An 18,776-nucleotide genomic window follows, 5' to 3' on the forward strand; every position below is an offset into this window, starting at 1 on the left:
AGGTCATCTGATCGACTACTGGTATATCAGTCTGTGCGTTACCGTAGGACACATGAACGAACGGGTCAACGACGAGCCCGCGTCCGTCTCGCTCACCGACCAGGCGTACGCCGTGCTGCGCGACCGCCTGGTGATGCTGGAGATCAAGCCGGGCGAGCCCATCAACGAGGACCGGCTGCGCACCGAGCTCGGCGTCGGCCGCACCCCGATCCGCGAGGCGTTGAAGCGCCTGGAGCAGGAACGGCTCGTCGTCGCCTACCCGCGCCGCGGCACGTTCGCCACCGACGTGAACATCTCCGACCTCTCGCACATCTCCGAGGTCCGCCGCACGCTGGAGCCGCTGGCCGCCTCCGCCGCGGCCGAGCGGGCCACTGCGCAGGACAGGGCCGCCCTGACCGAGCTGCGGTCCCAGCTGGAGACCGCCGCCCGGCCCGGCGACAACACCGCACTGCTGCGCGACGACGTGGGCGTGCACCGGGCGATCTACCGGTGCGTGCACAACCCGTTCCTCGAGGACACCCTGATCTCCTACGACAACCTGGCCACGCGGATCTGGTGCGTGTTCCTGCCGCGGCTGTCCGGCATGGCCGGTCACGTCGACGAGCACGTGCCGTTGCTGACCGCGATCGTCGACGGCGACGGCAAGAAGGCGGGCGAGCTCGCCTCCCAGCACGTCATCGGCTTCGAACGGGCGATCCGGGCTCTGATCTGACCTGGTCCGGCGCCCGCAACGCCAGACTGTCCGGCCGGATCCGGCGGCAGCTCGCCGTGCTACCCCGGTAGCACGGCGCGGTTCCCGCTACCGGGGTAGCGCGCGCGGTGGGCGCCTCGGTAGGACGATTCGGGCGGCTGGTTCTCCTAGCGTTCCGGTGTGCTCACCTCCCGTTCAGCGCCAGCCCTTCTCGCCGGTGCGTTCGTCCTCTTCGGACTGATCGCCTGGGTCCTGCGGCTGCCGCTCGGGCTCGACAGCGCGGTGTACCGGTCGGGGGCGCTGGCCGTGCTGACCGGCGAACCGTTGTACGAGCGCCTGGCCGCGACGCCGGACTGGGCGGTCGACCTGCCGTTCACCTACCCGCCGATCGCGGCCGTGCTGTTCACGCCGCTCGCGGTGCTGCCGACCCAGTCGGCGTGGGCGGTGTTCGCGGTGAGTGCGGCTCTCGGTGTCGGCGCGGTGCTGCGGTGGACGACCGGCCGGGCGGCGTCACCGTTGCTGTTCGTGGTGGCGTTCAGCCTGGAACCGGTGTGGCGGACGGTCGGGTACGGGCAGATCAACGTCCTGCTGATGGCCGTGGTGGTGTTCGCCGTGCTGCGGCCGAGCCGGTTCTCCGGTGTGCTGGTCGGGGTCGCGGCCGCGGTGAAGCTCACCCCGTTGATCTTCGTGCTGCACCTGCTGGTGACCGGCAGGACCAAGGACGCCGGGCGGGCGCTCGCGACGTTCGGCGGGCTGCAGCTGCTCGGGTTCCTGCTGCTGCCCGGTGACTCCGTGCGGTACTGGGGGTCGGCGGTCTTCCACGGCAACAACGCCACCGGCAACGGCTGGTACACCAACCAGTCGATCTCCGGGGCGGTGCAGCGGCTCACCGGGGGTGCCGGGTGGGCACCGGTACTGGTAGCAGTGCTCGGCGGGTGCTGCGTGACCGCGGCGGCGGTGCTGGCGCGGAGGGCGCACCTGCGCGGTGAGGCCTTGGGCGCGTTGCTGGTCACGGCGTTCTGCGGAGTGCTGGTCAGCCCGATCTCCTGGACGCACCACTGGGTGTGGGTGGTGCCGCTGGTGGCGTTGTTGGGGCGCAGTCCCGTGCTGGTGCCCGTGTGGGCGGGCTTCGCGGCGTGGCCGATGCTCGCGCCGTCGGGCAACGTCGTGGTGGACAACCTCTACGTCCTGGCCGCGCTGGCCGGTGGTGTGGTCGCATGGCGGCGCACCCGGCCGGACCGTGCGGTACGTTCGGCCATCGCGGGTGATCTTCCGGGGCGGTGGGGCTGATGGGCGTGCGGCAGTTCCTCGCCGCCGGTGGCGCCACCCTGTTCTCGGCGCGCCGGCTGGTCAGGACGCCGGGGCCGGCCGAGTGGCGGCGGATCCGGCTCGTGCTCACCTTCGGCGCCGCGGCGTGGGTGGTGTTCCTCAACGTCGTCGGCCCGGCCGAGCTGACCTTCAGCCACCCGTCGGTCCCCGCGTGGTGGTTCACCGGGTTCGCCGTCGCCGCGGTGGTGCTGACCCTCGTGCACCCGCTGTGGGCGTGGCGGGTTCTCGCCGTCACGATGGCGCTGGAACCGGTGGTCCTGGGGGGCCTGCGCTCCGCCTGGGGCTGGCCGTGGACGCCCGGCACGGTCCTCGCGGCCGGCGCGGTGCTGCTCACGGTCGCCCAGACCTACCGCCAGGCCGTGCTGGTGTGGGTGTTCTTCTTCTCGATGGTCGTCGTGTGGGCGCACATGTGGGACTACCGGGACATCTTCCTGGTGAGCGCCATCGTGGGCGGCGTGCTGGTGGTCGGCAACGCGATGCGGCTGCGGCGGGTCGCGGAGGACGAGCGCAACGAGCAGTCCCGCCGCCGCGAGGTCGAGGAGGTCCGCGCGGCCACCCTGGAGGAACGCGCGGTGATCGCCCGCGAGCTGCACGACGTGGTGGCGCACCACATGTCCGTGCTGGCGCTGCGGGCCGGCAGCGCGCGCTACCGGTTCCCCGGTCTCCCGCCGGAGCTGGTCGGCGAGTTCACCGAGATGCAGGAGACGGCCCGCGAGGGGTTGACGGAGATGCGGCGCCTGCTGGGCGTGCTGCGCAACTCCGACGGCCGTGCCGAAACGGCCCCGCAGCCGCGGGTGGAGCAGATCGCCGAGCTGGTCGACCGGTTGCGGGGTGCGGGTGTGGCGGTGACGTTGCAGATCGGCGGCGACGTGCAGGGCGTGCCGGACGGTGTCGCGCTGTCGGCGTACCGGATCGCGCAGGAGGCGTTGAGCAACGCCGTCCGCCACGCCCCCGGGTCCTGTGTGGACGTCCGGGTGACGGCCGCGGACGGTTTGGAGCTGGTGGTGGAGAACGGTCCTGCCGCCGGTCCGGCGCCCGCCGCGGACGACCGGGCCAAGCACGGCCTGCTGGGCATGCGGGAACGGGTGGCGACCCTGCACGGCACGTTCCGCGCGGGTCCGGGCGAACGGGGTGGTTTCGTCGTGGCGGTCACGCTGCCGTTGACCGGGAACGAGGGATGACCGCGGTGGACACCCGAGTGCTGATCGTCGACGACCAGACCATGGTCCGGCAGAGCTTCCACGCCGTCCTCGCCGCCCAGCCCGACATCACCGTGGTCGGCGAGGCGGGCAACGGTGCCGACGCCGTGCGGGCGGCGACCCGGCACCGCCCCGACGTGGTGCTGATGGACGTCCGCATGCCCGTGATGGACGGTCTCGAAGCCACCAAGCAGATCCTCGGCAACCCGGACCTCTCGGTCCGCGTCCTCATGCTCACCACCTTCGACGTCGACGAGTACGTCTACGGCGCGCTGCGGGTGGGCGCCTCCGGGTTCCTGCTGAAGGACGCCCCGCTGGAGGACCTCGTCAACGCCGTGCGCGTGATCGCCGCCGGCAACGCCCTCTTCGCACCCGCCGTGACCCGCCGCCTGGTGGCCGAGTTCGCCGCCCGCCGCCCCGACCCGGTGCGCTCCGACCGCGCGGACCGGCTGACCGCGCAGGAGCTGAAGGTGCTGCGGCTGGTCGCGCGCGGGTTGTCGAACACGGAGATCGCGGCGGCGCTGGTCATCGTGGAGCAGACGGCGAAGACGCACGTGAGCCGGGTGTTCGCGAAGCTGGGGGTGCGGGACCGGGCGCAGGCGATCGTGGCGGCCTACGAGATGGGGATCGTCGTGCCGGGAGACGGAAATTAGCTTCGGCCCGCGGCCCTGCCGGGCTTAGCCTGCCTGGATGCTGCAGGGGGAGATTGACCGCATTGCCGCGGAGAAGAACTTCTCCGGCGTGGTCTCGGTCGACCACGCCGGTGATGTCGAGCTCGCGCAGGCCTACGGGCTCGCCAACCGCGCCTACCAGGTGCCCAACACGCTCGAGACGAGGTTCGGCGCCGCCAGTGGCAGCAAGGGGTTCACCGCCCTGGCCGTGCTGTCGCTGGTCCGCGAGGGGGTGCTGGACCTCTCGACCACCGCCCGGTCGTTGCTCGGCGACGACCTGCCGCTGATCGCGGACGACGTGACGGTGGAGCACCTGCTCACGCACACGTCCGGCATCGGCGACTACCTCGACGAGGAGTCGGACTACGACCTCACCGACTACGTCATCGGCGCGGCGCACGAGCTGACCACGACCGAGGCGTTCTTGCCGTTGCTCGACGGGCATCCGACGAAGTTCCCGGCCGGGGAACGGTTCGGGTACAACAACGGCGGGTTCGTGGTGCTCGCGCTGCTGGCCGAGCGGGCCAGCGGGGTCGGTTACCACGACCTCGTGCGGGAGCGGGTGCTCAAACCCGCGGGCATGACGAGGACCGACTTCCTGCGCTCGGACGAGCTGCCGGGCGACGCGGCCGTGGGCTACCTGCCGATCGACGGTGTGGACCGGTCGAACGTGTTCCACCTGCCGGTGCTCGCGACCGGCGACGGCGGGATCCACACCACGGCGGCCGACATGTCGGCGTTCTGGCGCGCGTTGTTCGCCGGGCAGATCGTGGACGACGTCGCCGAGGTCGTGCGGCCTCGGGTCGACGTGCCGGAGGAGGAGCCGGTGCAGTACGCGCGGGGGTTCTGGGTGCGCGGTGGCACCGACACGGTGATGCTCATCGGCAGCGACGCCGGGGTGTCGTTCAAGTCGACGCACGACCCGCACACGCACACCACGCGCACCGTGCTGTCCAACACCTCCGACGGTGCCTGGCCGATCGCGCGCGCTATCTCCGGCGGAAAATGGTGATCGAGTGGCCGACGTCGTCGACCGGTGTGCTCCCGGCGATCAACGCCTTCAGCCGGTCATCCGCCTTGGCGATGGCGGAGTTGGAGATGACGAGCAGACCGCGCACCTGGTCCGGGGGCACGGTGCGCGGGTCGGCGGCGTTGATCCCGTAGTACGACGGCACTCCGGCGCCCTTGTACACCAGCCACACCCGCTCGCCGGGGTAGCGCTGCAGACGCGTGGCCAGCCGCGTGAGGTCCTGGCCCCAGTCGACGTTCGAGTCGTGCAGGTGCAGGTGGGTCCGCGCCGGACCGCCGAACGCCTCGTTCGAGTACGGCAGGTAGTGCGGGAACGTCCGCAGTGAGCTGACCGCCACGAACGCGACCAGCACCCCCACCACGACCGGTGCCCACCTCCGCCGCAGCGCGACCACGGACGCCGCGGCCACCGCGAGGAACACCGGCACGAAGATCGCGTACCGCACGCCGAGGTCACGGCTGCCGGTCATCGCCGCCGCCAGCAGCACGGCGACCGGCGCGAGCACGTACGGCGCGGCCGGGCGCAGCCGCGGAACCCGGAGCAGCGCGACGACTCCGGCCAGCCACAGCACCAGCGCGCCCAGCGGTGTCTTCACCAGCAGCGCGGCCGGCAGGTAGTACCAGCGCGAGCCCTCGTAGTGCGTGCCGAACAGGTACCCGCCCCACACCCGGTCCTCCATGCCGAACTGCACCCGCATCCCGTCGCGGTACGGCTGCGGGAACGGCAACCAGTCCAGGACCGCACGCCCTGACAGGTCCGCCGGCGACTCCCAGCGCAGCAACGGGTCCACGGCCAGGTAGGACGCCCACACCACCGCGACCGCGACCAGCGCGGCCACCGCCGGCCTGCGAACGTCCCGAACGGACAGTGCGGCCAGGAGCACCAGCACCGGGACCGCCGCCAGCGCGCTCATCTTCGTGGCGACCGCCGCCCCGAGCGCAAGCCCGGCCAACGGCAGACAGCTGGCCTTTCCGCGGGCCCGCCACACCAGCCAGACCGAGGTCAGCAGGAACCCGGCGGCGGGCACGTCGAGCGTGGCCAGCGAACCGTGTGCGACCACGTCCGGCGAGAACGCGTACAGCGCGAGCGCCACGAACCCACCGGCAGGGCCGAACAGGTCGCGGGCGAACGCGAACACCACCAGCCCGAAGAGCAGCGTCAGCACGATCATCGGCAGGCGCGCCGCCAGCAACAGGCGCTGGGGATCGTTGCCCGCCTCGTACAGCACGTGCCGCCCGAGCTCGGTCTGGTCACCGGCGAACCCCGGATCGACGCGCGCGCCGGTGAACACCAGCCCGGTCGCCATGACCAGCTTGCCCAGCGGCGGGTGCTCGGGGTTGTAGCGCAGGCTGTGCTGGTGGAGCTGCACGACCGTCGCACCGACGTAGACCGGTTCGTCGACGGTCGGCGCCTGCCGCACCGCGGTGGTGATCATCGCGATCGCCATCTGCACCAGCAGCACCACCGCGACCAGCACGAACAGCCAGCGCCGGTTGGTCACCGGCGGCAGGTCGCGCGCCGCTGTCCCGCGCGTGCCCGGCAGCTCTGCGACCCGCGACAACCCCGGTGTCCCTCCGTCTTGGGAGAACTACCCCTCGCTACGGGAACGGAACGCGCGGCGCTGAGGTTGTCAGCGCCGCCGGGCAGAAGTGACCTGGGACACGCCGTGTCACGAAGTTCGGCCGCGTGGCGTCTTCATGCCGATTCCGAAGACGGAGGAGGCAGTCATGGCGGGCAACACGCACGTGGTCGTGGTCGGTGGTGGGTACGCGGGTGTGATGGCGGCGAACCGGTTGACGCTGCGCGAGGACGTCGCGGTGACGCTGGTCAACCCGCGGCCCGAGTTCGTCCACCGGGTCCGCCTGCACCAGCTGGTGGGCGGGTCGGACGACGCGGTCGTCGCCTACCGGGACGTCCTGGCGCAGGGCGTCCGGCTGGTGGTGGACGCGGCGGAGGTGATCAACGCGGCGGAGCGGACGGTCACGCTCGCCGGCGGTTCCCCGCTCGGCTACGACTACCTCGTCTACGCCGTGGGCAGCGGCAACGCCGAACCGGACGTGCCGGGGGCGGCCGAGTTCGCCCACCCCATCGCCACGCTGGAAGCGGCCCGGCGACTGCGTTCGGTTCTCGACGACGCGGCCGTGACGGCCCCGGTGACGGTGGTGGGCGCCGGGCCGACGGGCATCGAGACCGCGGCCGAGCTGGCCGAGCCGGGTCGCCGGGTCACGCTGGTCTGCGGCGGCGTCCTCGGTCCGTACCTGCACGCCCGCGGCCGCCGCTCGGTCGCGAGGCGGCTGGCCGCGCTGGGCGTGACGGTCGTCGAGGGCCACGCCGCGAAGGTGGTGGCGGTCGGCCGCGACGCCGTGCGCCTGGCCGACGTCGTGAGCTGCCCAGTGAGGTCACCATCTGGACAGCCGGTTTCGGCGTTCCCGACCTCGCCACCCGCAGCGGCTCAGCACCGACACCGCGGGCCGTCTGCTCACCGACGAGACGCTGACGAGCGTGGACGACGAGCGCGTCCTCGGCCGGGACGCCGCGGCGCCGTCCGGCCTGCCGCTGCGGATGAGCTGCCTCAACGCGATCCCGCTGGCCGCGCGGGCCGCCGACACCGTGCTCAGCCGGCTCGCGGGTGACCGGCCGGAGCCGCTGCACCAGGGGTTCTACGCCCAGTGCGTCAGCCTGGGCCGCGGCGCCGGCATCTTCCAGCTCGCGAACAGGTCGGACGTCGCGATCGGGCTGCACCTCGGCGGCGGTCTGGCGGCCAAGGTCAAGGAGACCATCTGCGAGGGCATCCCCGGCCACCTGGCAGGTGAGGCCCGCAAGCCCGGTTCGTACCGCCTGCACCAGCTGCCGGGAGGTGCCGCGCGGCGCAGGCGGTTGCTGGACGCCCACTCCGACGCCGGTTCGCGGGGAACTGTCGGCCCACGAGCGTGAACGGCTTCCGCTACCCGATGTCGGCTGACCATCAGCGGCCTGCTGGCCGGTGCGAGCCTGGTGCCGGTCGCGCGACCACGGCGAAACAGTCCACGCTGACTTGGCTTGAGCAGAGTCAGCGCGTACCGTCCTGACTATGGCTCCCACTAGTCAGGCTGTCCTCGTCGACGCCGTCCGCACCCCGCTCGCCAAGGGCAAGCCCGGCGGCGCGTACTCCGAGATCCACCCGGTGGACCTGCACAGCACGGTCCTCAAGGCGCTCACCGACCGCACCGGGCTCGACCCGGCCGCGGTCGACGACGTGATCAGCGGCGCCGTCGGCCAGGTCGGTGAGCAGTCCGGCAACACCGCGCGGTGGGCGGCGCTGGCCGCCGGGTTCCCCGAGTCGGTGCCCGGTGTGACCGTCGACCGGCAGTGCGGGTCGAGCCAGCAGGCGCTGCACTTCGCCGCGCAGGGCGTGCTGGCCGGCGCCTACGACGTGGTGATCGCGTCCGGCGTCGAGTCGATGAGCCGGATCCCGATCGGGTCGCAGACGCTGGGCAGGGACTTCCTCGGCTCGAAGGTCGCCGCGCGCTACCCGGACGGCCTCGTGCCGCAGGGGATCAGCGCGGAGCTGATCGCGCGGAGGTGGAACCTGTCACGGGCCCAGCTGGACGAGTTCTCCGCCGAGTCGCACCGGAAGGCCGCCACGGCGTGGAAGAACGGGTTCTTCGACTCCCAGGTCGTGAAGGTCACCGACCTGGCCGTGGACGAGACGATCCGGCCCGACACGACCGCGGAGGTGCTGGCCGGGTTGCGGCCCGCGTTCCGGGCCGAGCACTGGGAGCAGCGGTTCCCCGAGCTCGACTGGCGGATCACCGCGGGCAACAGCTCGCCGGTCAACGACGGCGCCGCGGCCGTTCTCGTCACCAGCGAGGAGGCCGCGCAGCGCCACGGACTGCGGCCCCGCGCTCGCGTGCACTCCTTCGCCGTCGCCGGTGACGACCCGGTCTTCATGCTCACCGGCATCATCCCGGCCACGCAGAAGGTGCTGGCGCGCGCCGGGCTCACGATCCACGACATCGACGTCTTCGAGGTCAACGAGGCGTTCGCGCCGGTCGTGCTGGCGTGGCAGGTGGAGACCGGCGCGGACCTCGCCAAGGTCAACGCCAACGGCGGCGCCATCGCGATCGGCCACCCGCTGGGCGGCTCCGGTGCCCGGCTGATGACCACGTTGCTGCACAACCTGGAGCAGACCGGCGGCCGTTACGGGCTGCAGGTCATGTGCGAGGCCGGCGGGCTCGCCAACGCGACGATCATCGAGAGGACCTGAGCGTGGACCGCACCCGCAGCTGTTCCTGGAGCGATCCCCAGAGGCTGGCCGAGGTGGTGAAGGAGACCGACGGCGCCGAGTTCCTCAAGAAGATCGGCAGCGGCGACCTGCCCGCTCCCCCGGTCGCCGAGACCACCTGCATCACCATGGCGGAGATCGGCGACGGCTACGCGCGGTTCGAGCTCACGCCCGCCGAGTGGCACCACAACCCGATCGGCTCGGTGCACGGCGGCATCCTCTCGACGCTCGCCGACACCGCGCTGGGTTGTGCGGTGCACAGCACGCTCCCGGCGGGCACCGGCTACACCTCACTCGACCTGACGATCAAGTTCACCCGCCCGGCCACGCTCGCCAGCGGCACGCTCACCTGCGAGGGCCGGGTCGTCACGAGTGGCCGCCGCACCGCCACCGCGGAAGGGCGCATCACCGACGGCTCCGGCCGGGTGATCGCCCACGCCGTCACGACCTGCCTGCTCTTCGGTTGATCCGCACCTCCAGCCCCTCCGGCCCGAGCCCCTCGGTGCCGGCAGGGGCGACCCGCACGCTGACCGGCTGACCGGTCTCGGCCGACACGACCTGCAACGGCCCGTCGTCGCGCAGGTAGGTGTCACCCCACTGCATCAGGCCGACGATCACCGGCAGCAGCGCGGTGCCCATCTCGGTGAGCACGTACTCGTACCGCGTGCGCGCGCCCGGCTCCCGGTAGGGCCGCTTCGCCAGCACGCCGAACTCGACGAGCTCCTTGAGCCGCTTGGCCGCGACCGCCTCGGTGATGCCCACGCGCCGCACGAACCCGTCGAACCTCGTGGTGCCGTAGAACGCCTCGCGCAGCAGGAGCACGGCCGACTTCGTGCCGATGACGTCCAGCGCCAGCGCGATCGAGCAGCGGTCCGGCTGCCACTGGTCCAGCGCGGCCAACGGGCCCTTCATGTGCATGGGCATGGCGAGCAGCCTACACCTGGCTAGTGTCGAGCATACCCAGCACTACGCGCGGGCCAACGCCTTGGCGAGGAACGGCACGGCCAGCGCGAGGACCTCGTCCGGGTTCTGGACGTGCGGGTAGTGCCCGGCACCCTCGACGACCACCAGCTCACCACGTCCGCGGGGCAGGTCGGCGACGACCTTCTCCCCCTCGGCACGCGGGTCGGCCCAGTCGGGATCGGCACTGCCCATGACGACCAGCACGGGACAGGTGACCTCAGCCAGACGCGCGCCGGCATCGGCGGGACTGGTCTTGCACATGGCCTGCAGCACCTCCATCCGGCCGGGCTCGCTCAGCTTGGCCTCGATGCGCGCGAGCTCGGCGGTCCAGTCGGCCGGCTTCACCGGCACCGCGAGGTCGAGGTACTTCTTCCAGGCGGCCAGGCTTCCGCCGATCATGACCTTCGCCAGCTGCGCGTAGCCCGCCCGGAACCGCTTCACCCGCAGCAGCCCGCCCACGTCGACGGACTGCGCGCGGGTGAACGGCGCGAGCTCGACGACACCGGCGACCACGTCGGGTGCGGTGGCGGCCGCGATCGTCGCCGCACCGCCGCTGATGGAGTGGCCGATGATCACGGCGGGACCACCGAGGTGGCGGACGACGGCCACCAGGTCTCCCGCGATGCCGGTGCGGCTGTAGCCGTCCCAGCCGACGCCGGAGTCACCACAGCCGCGGATGTCGACGTTCGCCACCCGGTACCAGCGCCGGGGCGAGGAAGCGGTACGAGTGGCGGCTGTCGCCGATGCCGTGGGCGAGCACGACGAGGGGCCCCTGCCCGGTCACGTCGTAGGCGATGGTGTTCCCGGCGATGTTCAGGTGCTCGGTCATGCCGCCCTCTCAGGTGGAGCTAATGTCGTTAGCTCAAAGCTAATGCCATTAGCTTCCGCTGTCAACGCCGGCGCCGCAGCCGTGGAGGATCATGGTCGGCATGAGCGAGCGAACGCCGTTGCCGGCGCAGGTGGACCTCGGCGAGCTGGACCGCCGGATCATCCGGTGGTGGCAGGACAACGACGTCTTCGCCCGCAGCGTCGAGCAGACCGCGGACGGTCCCGCGTGGGTGTTCTACGAAGGCCCGCCGACCGCCAACGGCATGCCGGGCACCCATCACGTCGAGGCGCGCGTCTTCAAGGACGTCTTCCCGCGCTACCGCACGATGAAGGGCTGCTCCGTACCGCGCAGGGCCGGGTGGGACTGCCACGGGCTGCCGGTGGAGCTCGCGGTGGAGAAGGAGCTCGGTCTGGCCGGCAAGCCCGACATCGAGAAGATGGGCATCGCCGCGTTCAACGAGCACTGCCGGGAGTCGGTGCTGCGGCACGTCGGCGCGTTCGAGCAGCTCACCGAGCGGATGGGCTACTGGATCGACCTCGCGCACCCCTACGAGACGATGTCGCCGGAGTACGTCGACAGCGTGTGGTGGTCGTTGCAGCGCATCCACGCCGACGGGCGGTTGGTCGAGGACTTCCGCGTCACGCCGTACTGCGCGAACGACCAGACCACGTTGTCGGACCACGAGGTGGCGCAGGGGTACGAGTCCGTGACGGACCCGTCCGTCTACGTGCGACTCCCCTTGCTCGAGTCGCTGCACGGGATCGACGACGTCGAGCTGCTGATCTGGACGACGACGCCATGGACGCTGGTGTCCAACACCGCGGTCGCCGTGCACCCGGACGTCACCTACGTGGTCGCGCGCACCGGCCAGAGCGTGTTCGTGGTCGCCGAACCCCGGCTCGACGCGGTGCTCGGCGAGGCCGAGGTGCTCGCGTCGGTGCGGGGTGAGGAGCTGGCCGGGCTGCGGTACTCGCGGCCGTTCGACCTGGTCGAGATCCCGGACGCGCACCGGGTGGTGCTCGCCGGGTACGTGACGACCACCGACGGCACCGGCCTGGTGCACCAGGCGCCCGCGTTCGGCGCCGAGGACCTGGCCGTGGCGCGGCAGAACGGGCTGCCGCTGGTGAACCCGGTCGGCCGCGACGGCCGGTTCCTGGCCGAGGTGCCACTGGTCGGCGGGATCTTCTTCAAAGAAGCCGATGCCGTACTGGTCGAGGAACTGCGGAACAACGGCCGGCTGTTCCGCTACGAGGAGTTCGAGCACCCGTACCCGCACTGCTGGCGCTGCCACTGGCCGTTGGTCTACTACGCGCAGCCGTCGTGGTACATCCGCACGACCGACGTCCGCGAGGACCTGTTGCGGGAGAACGAGCGCACGAACTGGTTCCCCGAGCACATCAAGCACGGCCGCTACGGCGACTGGCTGGTGAACAACGTCGACTGGGCGCTGTCGCGGTCGCGCTACTGGGGCACACCGCTGCCGTTGTGGCGCTGCGCCGAAGGCCACGTCACGGCGGTCGGCTCACGCGCCGAGCTGGGCCGCCTGGCGGGCACCGATCTGTCCACTCTGGACCCGCACCGGCCGTTCGTGGACGCGATCACCTTCTCCTGCCCCGAGTGCGGTGAGGTCGCCACGCGCGTGCCCGAGGTGGTCGACGCCTGGTACGACTCGGGTTCGATGCCGTTCGCGTCGCTGGGCTACCCGCACGCGCCCGGCAGCGTGGAGGCCTTCGAGGCCACCTATCCCGCGCAGTACATCTGCGAGGCCATCGACCAGACCCGCGGCTGGTTCTACACGCTGATGGCGGTCGGCACGCTGGTGTTCGGCAGGTCGGCGTACGAGAACGTGGTGTGCCTGGGCCACATCCTGGCCGAGGACGGCCGCAAGATGAGCAAGCACCTGGGCAACATCATCGAGCCGATCCCGCTGATGGACACCCACGGCGCCGACGCCCTGCGCTGGTTCATGGCCTGCTCGGGCTCACCGTGGTCGGCCCGCCGGGTCGGCGCCGGGCCGCTCGACGAGATCGTGCGCAAGGTCCTGCTGACGTACTGGAACACCGCGTCGTTCTTCAGCCTCCACGCCTCCACCCGGTCGTGGACGCCCGGCGACGACCGCCCCGTGCTCGACCGGTGGGTGCTGTCCGAGCTCCACACGCTGGTCACGGCCGTCGACGCGAGCATGGAGCAGTACGACACCGCGCAGGCCGGCCGGCTGCTCGCCGCGTTCGTCGACGACCTCTCGAACTGGTACGTGCGCCGGTCACGCCAACGGTTCTCGCGCGGCGACGAGAACGCCCTGGCCACCTTGCACGAGTGCCTGGACGTGCTCACCCGCCTGCTCGCGCCGTTCATCCCGTTCATCACCGAGGAGGTCTGGCAGCGCGTCATCCGGCCGCACGACACCGCCGCCGCCGAGTCGGTCCACCTGGCCACGTGGCCGGTCGCCGACGACAGTCGCGTCTCCCCCGGGCTGTCGGCGGAGGTCGCCGGCGCCCGCGTGGTCGCCGAACTGGGCCGCGCCGCCCGCAAGTCCGCGGGCCTGCGCATCCGCCAGCCGCTGGGCAGGGCCCTGGTCAGCACCCCGCTGTCGCGGGAGCTGCTCGACGACGTCGGCGACGAGCTGAACGTCAAGCTGATGCTGCCGCTCGACGCCGCGAGCGAGGTGGTCGACGTCGAGGTGCGGCCGAACTTCCGCGCACTCGGCCGGCGCTTCGGCAAGCGCACCCAGGAGGTGGCGGCGGCGATCACGGCCACCGACCCCCGTCAGCTGGCGGAGACCCTGCGCGCCACGGGAACTTTTGAGCTGGCCGGATCCGTCACGCTCGAGCCGGACGACGTGCTGGTCACGGAGGCGCCGCGCAGTGGGTGGGTCGTGGGGTCGCAGCAGGGTGTGACGGTCGCACTCGACACCGCGCTCACGCCGGAGCTGGAGGCGGAGGGGCGGGCGCGAGACGTCGTCCGGCTGGTGCAACAGGCCCGCAAGGACGCCGGTTTCGAGGTCTCCGACCGCATCGAGCTCGTTCTGGCGGCACCGGACGACATCGCGGCAGCCGTCCGCACGCACCGCGAGTTCATCGAACGCGAGACGCTGGCCGTGTCCCTGGCCCTGGAGGCCGCCGAGGAGGTCGCCGTCCGGGTCAGCAAGGCCTAGTCCCCACGGGTGGATCTCGGACCGGGACCGACACCGCACTAGAAACTGGAACGTGTTCTAGTTAGGCTACACCGCATGATCGCCACAGTGGTGTGGGGCACGGGCAACGTCGGACGTGCGGCAATTCGGGCCGTGGAGGCCCATCCCGGGTTGAAACTGGCCGCGGTGGTCGTGCACGACCCGAACAAGGTGGGCCGTGACGCCGGGGAGCTGGCTGGAACCGGTTACAACCTCGGGGTGGCGGCGACCGACGACATCGACGCGGTGCTCGCCGCCAGTCCGCGGGCCGTCGTGTACGCGGCATCGGGTGACATCCGGCCGGCCGAGGCGCTCGCCGACATCACCAAGGCGATCGCGGCGGGTGCCGTGGTGGTGACACCGTCGTTGTACGCGCTGTACGACCCGCGGAGTGCGCCGGCCGAGCTGCGGGACCCGGTGCTGAAGGCGATCGCGGACGGCGGCGGGTCGCTGTTCGTGTCGGGTGTGGACCCCGGCTGGGGCAACGACGTGCTGCCGTTGCTGGTGAGCGGGCTGGGCAGCCAGATCGACGCGGTGCGCTGCCAGGAGATCTTCGACTACTCGACCTACGACCAGCCGGACGCGGTGCGGTGGCTGATCGGGATGGGGCAGCCGCTCGACTACCAGGCGCCGATGCTGATGCCGACCGTGCCGACCATGGTGTGGGGCGGGCAGATCCGGTTGATGGCGCGGGCGTTGGGCGTGGAGCTCGACGAGATCCGCGAGACCGTGGACCGGCGGGCGCTCGACGAGACCGTGACGACGCGGACCATGGGCGAGTTCGAGGCGGGTACGCAGGGCGCCATCCGGTTCGAGGTGCAAGGCATCGTCGGTGGCAAGCCGTTGATCGTGATCGAGCACGTGACGCGGATCCACGCGTCGTGCGCGACCGACTGGCCGACGCCACCCTCCGGGGACGGCGCGCACAAGGTGATCATCGAGGGGCGGCCGCGCATCGAGGTGTCGGTCGAGTCCGACGACGAGGGCGAGAACCGGTCCGCGGGTGGCAACGCAACGGCGGTCGGGCGGCTGGTGAACGCCATCGACTGGCTGGCGGCGGCCGAGCCCGGACTCTACGACGCGCTGGACGTGCCGCTGCGGCCGGTGGCGGGCAAGCTCGGGAGGAGCACGCGATGAACATCGACATCCCGGAGGGCAAGGACCCCATCGGGTACGTGTGGGGCGAGATGGTACCGGGGATCGGTGTTGCGGCCGCGAACTTCTCGCTGGCGGTGTACCAGCACACCACGCTCGGGCTGCGCGAGTTCGAGGCGGCCCGGTTGCGGACCGCGCAGATCAACGGGTGCCTGTTCTGCCTGGACTGGCGGACCGAGCGCGACGGGCAGAAGGTCGAGGAGACCTTCATCGACGCGGTGACCCAGTGGCGCACCACCGACGCGTTCGACGACCGCACCAGGATGGCCGCGGAGTACGCCGAGCGGTACGCACTGGATCACCACGGTCTCGACGAGGACTTCTGGTCCCGCATGACCGCGCTGTACAGCCAGGTGGAGGTCGTGGAGCTGACGATGAGCATCGGCGCGTGGCTCTCGTTCGGGCGGTTGAACCACGTGCTCGGGCTCGACGCGGTCTGCGTGCTGCCCAGTCAACTCGGCGCCTCCACATAGGACCATCACAGGTCGGTGGCGATGATCTTCTCGATGTTGCGCTCGGCGAGCGCGGTGATCGTGACGAACGGGTTGACGACGGTCGTGCCGGGGATCAGCGCGCCGTCCACGACGTACAACCCCGGATACCCGTGCAGGCGGCCGTAGGAGTCGGTGGCCCTGTTCAGGACCGCGCCGCCGAGCGGGTGGTAGGTGAGGTGGTCGCCCCAGATCTTGTAGATGCCGAAGAGGTCGGTCCGGTAGATCGTCCCCTCCTTCGAGTTGATCTTGTCGAAGATCGTCTTGGCGGCGGTGATGGACGTCTGCTTCCACGCCGTCTGCCAGCTGAGGTCGACCCTGTTCGCGGCGGCGTTCCAGGAGAACGCGGCGCGGTGCGGGGTCTTGGTGATCGACAGGTAGAACGAGGCGTAGGTCTCGATCCCGGTCGGTAGCGGCGCCACCTCCGCGAACGCTCCACCGGCCGCCCAGTTGTCGATGCCAAGAGTGGGGATGGACGACTGCAGCGGCCCGGTCGGGTCCCACATGTGGTTGGCCCGGCCGCACATGACGTTGCCGTTGTCGCCCCAGCCCTTGCCGACCTCGCCGTTCAAGTTCGGCAGCGCGCCCGTGGCCTTGAGCTTCACCAGGAGCTTGCTGGTGCCGACGCTGCCGGCGGCGAAGAACACCTTGGCGGCGGTCACCTGCTTGGTGGCGACGACGTCACCGGTGGTGTTGAGCTGCTCGATGGTGACGGTGTAGCCGCCGGTCGTCGGCCGGACCGTGCTGACCCGGTGCAGCGGCGAGATCGTGACCCGGCCAGTCGCCCTGATCTTCGGGATGTACGTCTTCTGCAGGGACTTCTTGCCGTAGTTGTTGCCGTAGAGGATCTCACCGGCCAGCGCGGACTTGGGTACGGTCCCGGCGGCCTCCTGCTTCATGTAGTTCCAGTCGTACACCGTGGGCACGAAGACGAACGGGAAGTTGCTGCGCTGGGCGTGTTTGCGGCCCACCCTGGCGTACTGGTAGCACGCGGTGGAGTCGAACCAGGCGGGGTCGATCATGCCGACGCCGAGCTCGGCGTTGGCGCGCGGGTAGTAGGTGTTGTACATCTCGTCGGCGTTCACACCGGGCAGCACGTCGCCGAACGTCTCGCGCCGGGGCGTGACGGCCATGCCGCCGTTGACGAGCGAGCCGCCGCCGACACCGCGGCCCTGGTAGACGGTGATGCCGCTGAACTCCTCGGCGTCGAGGATCCCGGTGTACTTCGGGATGTTCTTGTCGATCGGAAAGCCGAGGAAGTTGCTCAACGGCTGTTTCGTCCTGGTGCGCAACCAGAACGAGCGCTGGTCGGGTGTCGTGGTGTTGGCGAAGACCTTGCCGTCCGAGCCCGGCGTGTCCCAGGCCATGCCCATCTCCACCATGTGGACGTCGACTCCGGCCTGGGCGAGGCGCAGGGCGGCCACGCACCCGCCGTACCCGGTGCCGATGACGAGCGCCGGAATCGTTGCGGCGTCTGCGATCGAGGTCGCCGCGTACGCCGCCGGAGCGAGCCCGCCGAGGGCCAGCCCACCAATAATAGAACCTGTTCCAGTAAGGAACGAACGTCGAGAGGGACCGGTAAAACCGTTGTCACACGTCATTGTGTGGTTCATGTGATCATCCTCACTCTTTCCGCATGAGAACAAGTTATACCTGCGCTTGTGCGGCAAGTCACTACCTGCTAGTCCCGGTTCCCACGGCACACGTGTGCACGCACTGTGCTGAACGGGTGAAGAGTGCGAACATGTGTTCGTGAGCTCGACCCCGATCCTGCACGCCGACCTCGACGCGTTTTACGCCTCCGTCGAGCAGCGCGACGACCCCCGGCTGCGAGGCCGCCCGGTCATCGTCGGCGGCGGCGTGGTGCTGGCCGCGAGCTACGAGGCCAAGGCGTTCGGCGTCCGCACCGCGATGGGCGGCCGCCGAGCAGCGCGGCTGTGTCCACAAGCGATCGTCGTGCCACCCCGGATGTCGGCGTACTCGGCCGCGAGCAAGGCGGTGTTCGAGGTCTTCCGCACCACGACACCGCTGGTGGAGGGCTTGTCGATCGACGAGGCGTTCCTCGACGTCGGCGGCCTGCACCGGATCGCCGGTCCACCGGAGACGATCGCCGCCCGTCTGCGCGCCCGCGTCCTGGCCGAGGTGGGCCTGCCCATCACGGTCGGCGTCGCGCGCACCAAGTTCCTCGCCAAGGTCGCCTCCGGGGTGGCCAAACCGGACGGTCTGCTGGTCGTGCCGGCCGACGGCGAGCTCGAGTTCCTGCACCCGTTGCCGGTCGAGCGCCTGTGGGGCGTTGGCACGGTGACCGCCGCCAAACTGCACGCCCTCGGCATCTCCACGGTCGGCGAGATCGCCGCACTCGGCCCGGACGCGCTGGTCGCGATGCTGGGCAAGGCAGCGGGCCGGCACCTGCACGCACTGGCCCACAACCACGACCCGCGCCCGGTCCAGGTGGGCAGACGCCGCCGCTCCATCGGCTCGCAACGCGCACTGGGCCGCCGCCCCCGAACCCCGGACGACCTCGACGCGATCCTGGCCTCGCTGATCGACGGCGTGTCCCGCCGCCTGCGCACAGCGGACCGGTCCGCCCGTACCGTCGTGCTGCGCCTCGTGCTGCGCCTCCGCTTCGCCGACTACACCCGTGTCACCCGCTCGCACACGCTCGTGCACCCCACCGCCGACACCGAGGTGCTGCTGAAGGCGGCACGCGTGCTGCTCTCCGCCGCGTTGCCGATGATCACCGAACGCGGCATCACGCTGCTGGGTGTTTCGCTGGCCGGGCTGGGAAAGGAGGACACGATCCAGTTGGTGCTGCCGTTCGACGAGTGCGAGCCGGGTGCGCTGGACACGGCGCTGGACCACGTGCGGGACCGGTTCGGCGGGAAGGCGGTGACGCGGGCGGCGTCGATCGGGCGGGACACCGGGGTGTCGGTGCCGCTGCTGCCGGACTGAGCCGACTCGGTGGTCGAGAACTCCCGCCCC

18 protein-coding genes are annotated in these 18,776 nt (G+C 71.0%); 13 read left to right on the top strand and 5 right to left on the bottom strand.

The window, feature by feature from the left end; all coding sequences use genetic code 11:
• Positions 1-52: 52 nt before the first annotated feature.
• The 5 genes from BBK82_RS37375 to BBK82_RS37395 all read left to right on the top strand — a co-directional run bounded on the left by BBK82_RS37375 (position 53) and on the right by BBK82_RS37395 (position 4,902).
• A complete protein-coding gene (locus BBK82_RS37375) occupies positions 53-712 on the top strand; it encodes a GntR family transcriptional regulator (RefSeq protein WP_065919156.1) in 660 nt (219 codons plus the stop codon).
• 159 nt (positions 713-871) lie between these two features.
• Positions 872-1,981, top strand: a complete 1,110-nt coding sequence (locus tag BBK82_RS37380; RefSeq protein ID WP_065919157.1) for a glycosyltransferase 87 family protein — start codon at positions 872-874, stop codon at positions 1,979-1,981.
• Entirely contained in the window at positions 1,981-3,201 is a 1,221-nt protein-coding gene (locus tag BBK82_RS37385; RefSeq protein ID WP_154697736.1) for a sensor histidine kinase, read from the top strand. Before BBK82_RS37380 ends, BBK82_RS37385 begins: the two co-directional genes overlap by 1 nt.
• Complete coding sequence (locus BBK82_RS37390) at positions 3,198-3,872, top strand: response regulator (protein ID WP_065919159.1); 675 nt, start codon at positions 3,198-3,200, stop codon at positions 3,870-3,872. The genes BBK82_RS37385 and BBK82_RS37390 overlap by 4 nt, the downstream gene beginning before the upstream one ends.
• 37 nt (positions 3,873-3,909) lie before the next feature.
• Positions 3,910-4,902 carry a serine hydrolase domain-containing protein gene (locus BBK82_RS37395; protein ID WP_083268423.1) on the top strand — a complete coding sequence of 331 codons (993 nt, stop codon included), beginning with the start codon at positions 3,910-3,912 and terminating at the stop codon, positions 4,900-4,902.
• Here BBK82_RS37395 and BBK82_RS37400 read toward each other — a convergent pair.
• Positions 4,880-6,481, bottom strand: coding sequence for an ArnT family glycosyltransferase (locus BBK82_RS37400; protein ID WP_237047778.1), 1,602 nt, complete (start codon positions 6,479-6,481; stop codon positions 4,880-4,882). The two genes, BBK82_RS37395 and BBK82_RS37400, sit on opposite strands and share 23 nt — an antisense overlap.
• 166 nt (positions 6,482-6,647) lie before the next feature.
• Between BBK82_RS37400 and BBK82_RS37405 the strand changes: the two genes are divergently transcribed.
• The 4 genes from BBK82_RS37405 to BBK82_RS37415 all read left to right on the top strand — a co-directional run bounded on the left by BBK82_RS37405 (position 6,648) and on the right by BBK82_RS37415 (position 9,651).
• Positions 6,648-7,553 carry an NAD(P)/FAD-dependent oxidoreductase gene (locus BBK82_RS37405; protein ID WP_335618007.1) on the top strand — a complete coding sequence of 302 codons (906 nt, stop codon included), beginning with the start codon at positions 6,648-6,650 and terminating at the stop codon, positions 7,551-7,553.
• Positions 7,483-7,854, top strand: coding sequence for a hypothetical protein (locus BBK82_RS56475; protein WP_335618008.1), 372 nt, complete (start codon positions 7,483-7,485; stop codon positions 7,852-7,854). Before BBK82_RS37405 ends, BBK82_RS56475 begins: the two co-directional genes overlap by 71 nt.
• 136 nt (positions 7,855-7,990) lie before the next feature.
• Positions 7,991-9,166: an acetyl-CoA C-acyltransferase gene (locus BBK82_RS37410; protein ID WP_065919160.1), complete on the top strand. Its 1,176-nt coding sequence runs from the start codon at positions 7,991-7,993 to the stop codon at positions 9,164-9,166.
• A gap of 2 nt (positions 9,167-9,168) precedes the next feature.
• Positions 9,169-9,651, top strand: coding sequence for a PaaI family thioesterase (locus tag BBK82_RS37415; RefSeq protein WP_083268425.1), 483 nt, complete (start codon positions 9,169-9,171; stop codon positions 9,649-9,651).
• Here BBK82_RS37415 and BBK82_RS37420 read toward each other — a convergent pair.
• Genes BBK82_RS37420 through BBK82_RS55045 form a run of 3 tightly spaced genes read right to left on the bottom strand, consistent with a single transcriptional unit; the run spans position 9,626 to position 10,976 of the window.
• On the bottom strand, positions 9,626-10,108 hold the full coding sequence (locus tag BBK82_RS37420) for a winged helix-turn-helix transcriptional regulator (RefSeq protein ID WP_065919161.1): 483 nt from the start codon (positions 10,106-10,108) through the stop codon (positions 9,626-9,628). The genes BBK82_RS37415 and BBK82_RS37420 overlap by 26 nt on opposite strands.
• Positions 10,109-10,150: 42 nt before the next feature.
• The gene (locus BBK82_RS37425; protein WP_237047779.1) at positions 10,151-10,840 is read right to left on the bottom strand and encodes an alpha/beta fold hydrolase; all 690 of its coding nucleotides are present in this window, start codon (positions 10,838-10,840) and stop codon (positions 10,151-10,153) included.
• Positions 10,809-10,976 carry an alpha/beta fold hydrolase gene (locus tag BBK82_RS55045; protein WP_237047780.1) on the bottom strand — a complete coding sequence of 56 codons (168 nt, stop codon included), beginning with the start codon at positions 10,974-10,976 and terminating at the stop codon, positions 10,809-10,811. Before BBK82_RS55045 ends, BBK82_RS37425 begins: the two co-directional genes overlap by 32 nt.
• Positions 10,977-11,076: 100 nt before the next feature.
• Between BBK82_RS55045 and ileS the strand changes: the two genes are divergently transcribed.
• The 3 genes from ileS (at position 11,077) to BBK82_RS37440 (ending at position 15,776) form a co-directional block, all read left to right on the top strand.
• Positions 11,077-14,130, top strand: a complete 3,054-nt coding sequence (ileS, locus tag BBK82_RS37430) for an isoleucine--tRNA ligase (RefSeq protein ID WP_083268954.1) — start codon at positions 11,077-11,079, stop codon at positions 14,128-14,130.
• A 75-nt stretch (positions 14,131-14,205) separates the two neighbouring features.
• Positions 14,206-15,285, top strand: a complete 1,080-nt coding sequence (locus tag BBK82_RS37435) for an NAD(P)H-dependent amine dehydrogenase family protein (RefSeq protein WP_065919163.1) — start codon at positions 14,206-14,208, stop codon at positions 15,283-15,285.
• Positions 15,282-15,776: a carboxymuconolactone decarboxylase family protein gene (locus BBK82_RS37440; protein WP_065919164.1), complete on the top strand. Its 495-nt coding sequence runs from the start codon at positions 15,282-15,284 to the stop codon at positions 15,774-15,776. Before BBK82_RS37435 ends, BBK82_RS37440 begins: the two co-directional genes overlap by 4 nt.
• A 5-nt stretch (positions 15,777-15,781) precedes the next feature.
• Here BBK82_RS37440 and BBK82_RS37445 read toward each other — a convergent pair whose 3' ends face one another.
• Complete coding sequence (locus tag BBK82_RS37445; protein ID WP_179953724.1) at positions 15,782-17,407, bottom strand: GMC oxidoreductase; 1,626 nt, start codon at positions 17,405-17,407, stop codon at positions 15,782-15,784.
• A 133-nt stretch (positions 17,408-17,540) separates the two neighbouring features.
• Between BBK82_RS37445 and dinB the strand changes: the two genes are divergently transcribed.
• A complete protein-coding gene (dinB, locus tag BBK82_RS37450) occupies positions 17,541-18,746 on the top strand; it encodes a DNA polymerase IV (protein ID WP_065919165.1) in 1,206 nt (401 codons plus the stop codon).
• The last annotated feature ends 30 nt before the right edge of the window (positions 18,747-18,776 follow it).

This window comes from Lentzea guizhouensis (assembly GCF_001701025.1).
GTDB lineage: Bacteria > Actinomycetota > Actinomycetes > Mycobacteriales > Pseudonocardiaceae > Lentzea > Lentzea guizhouensis.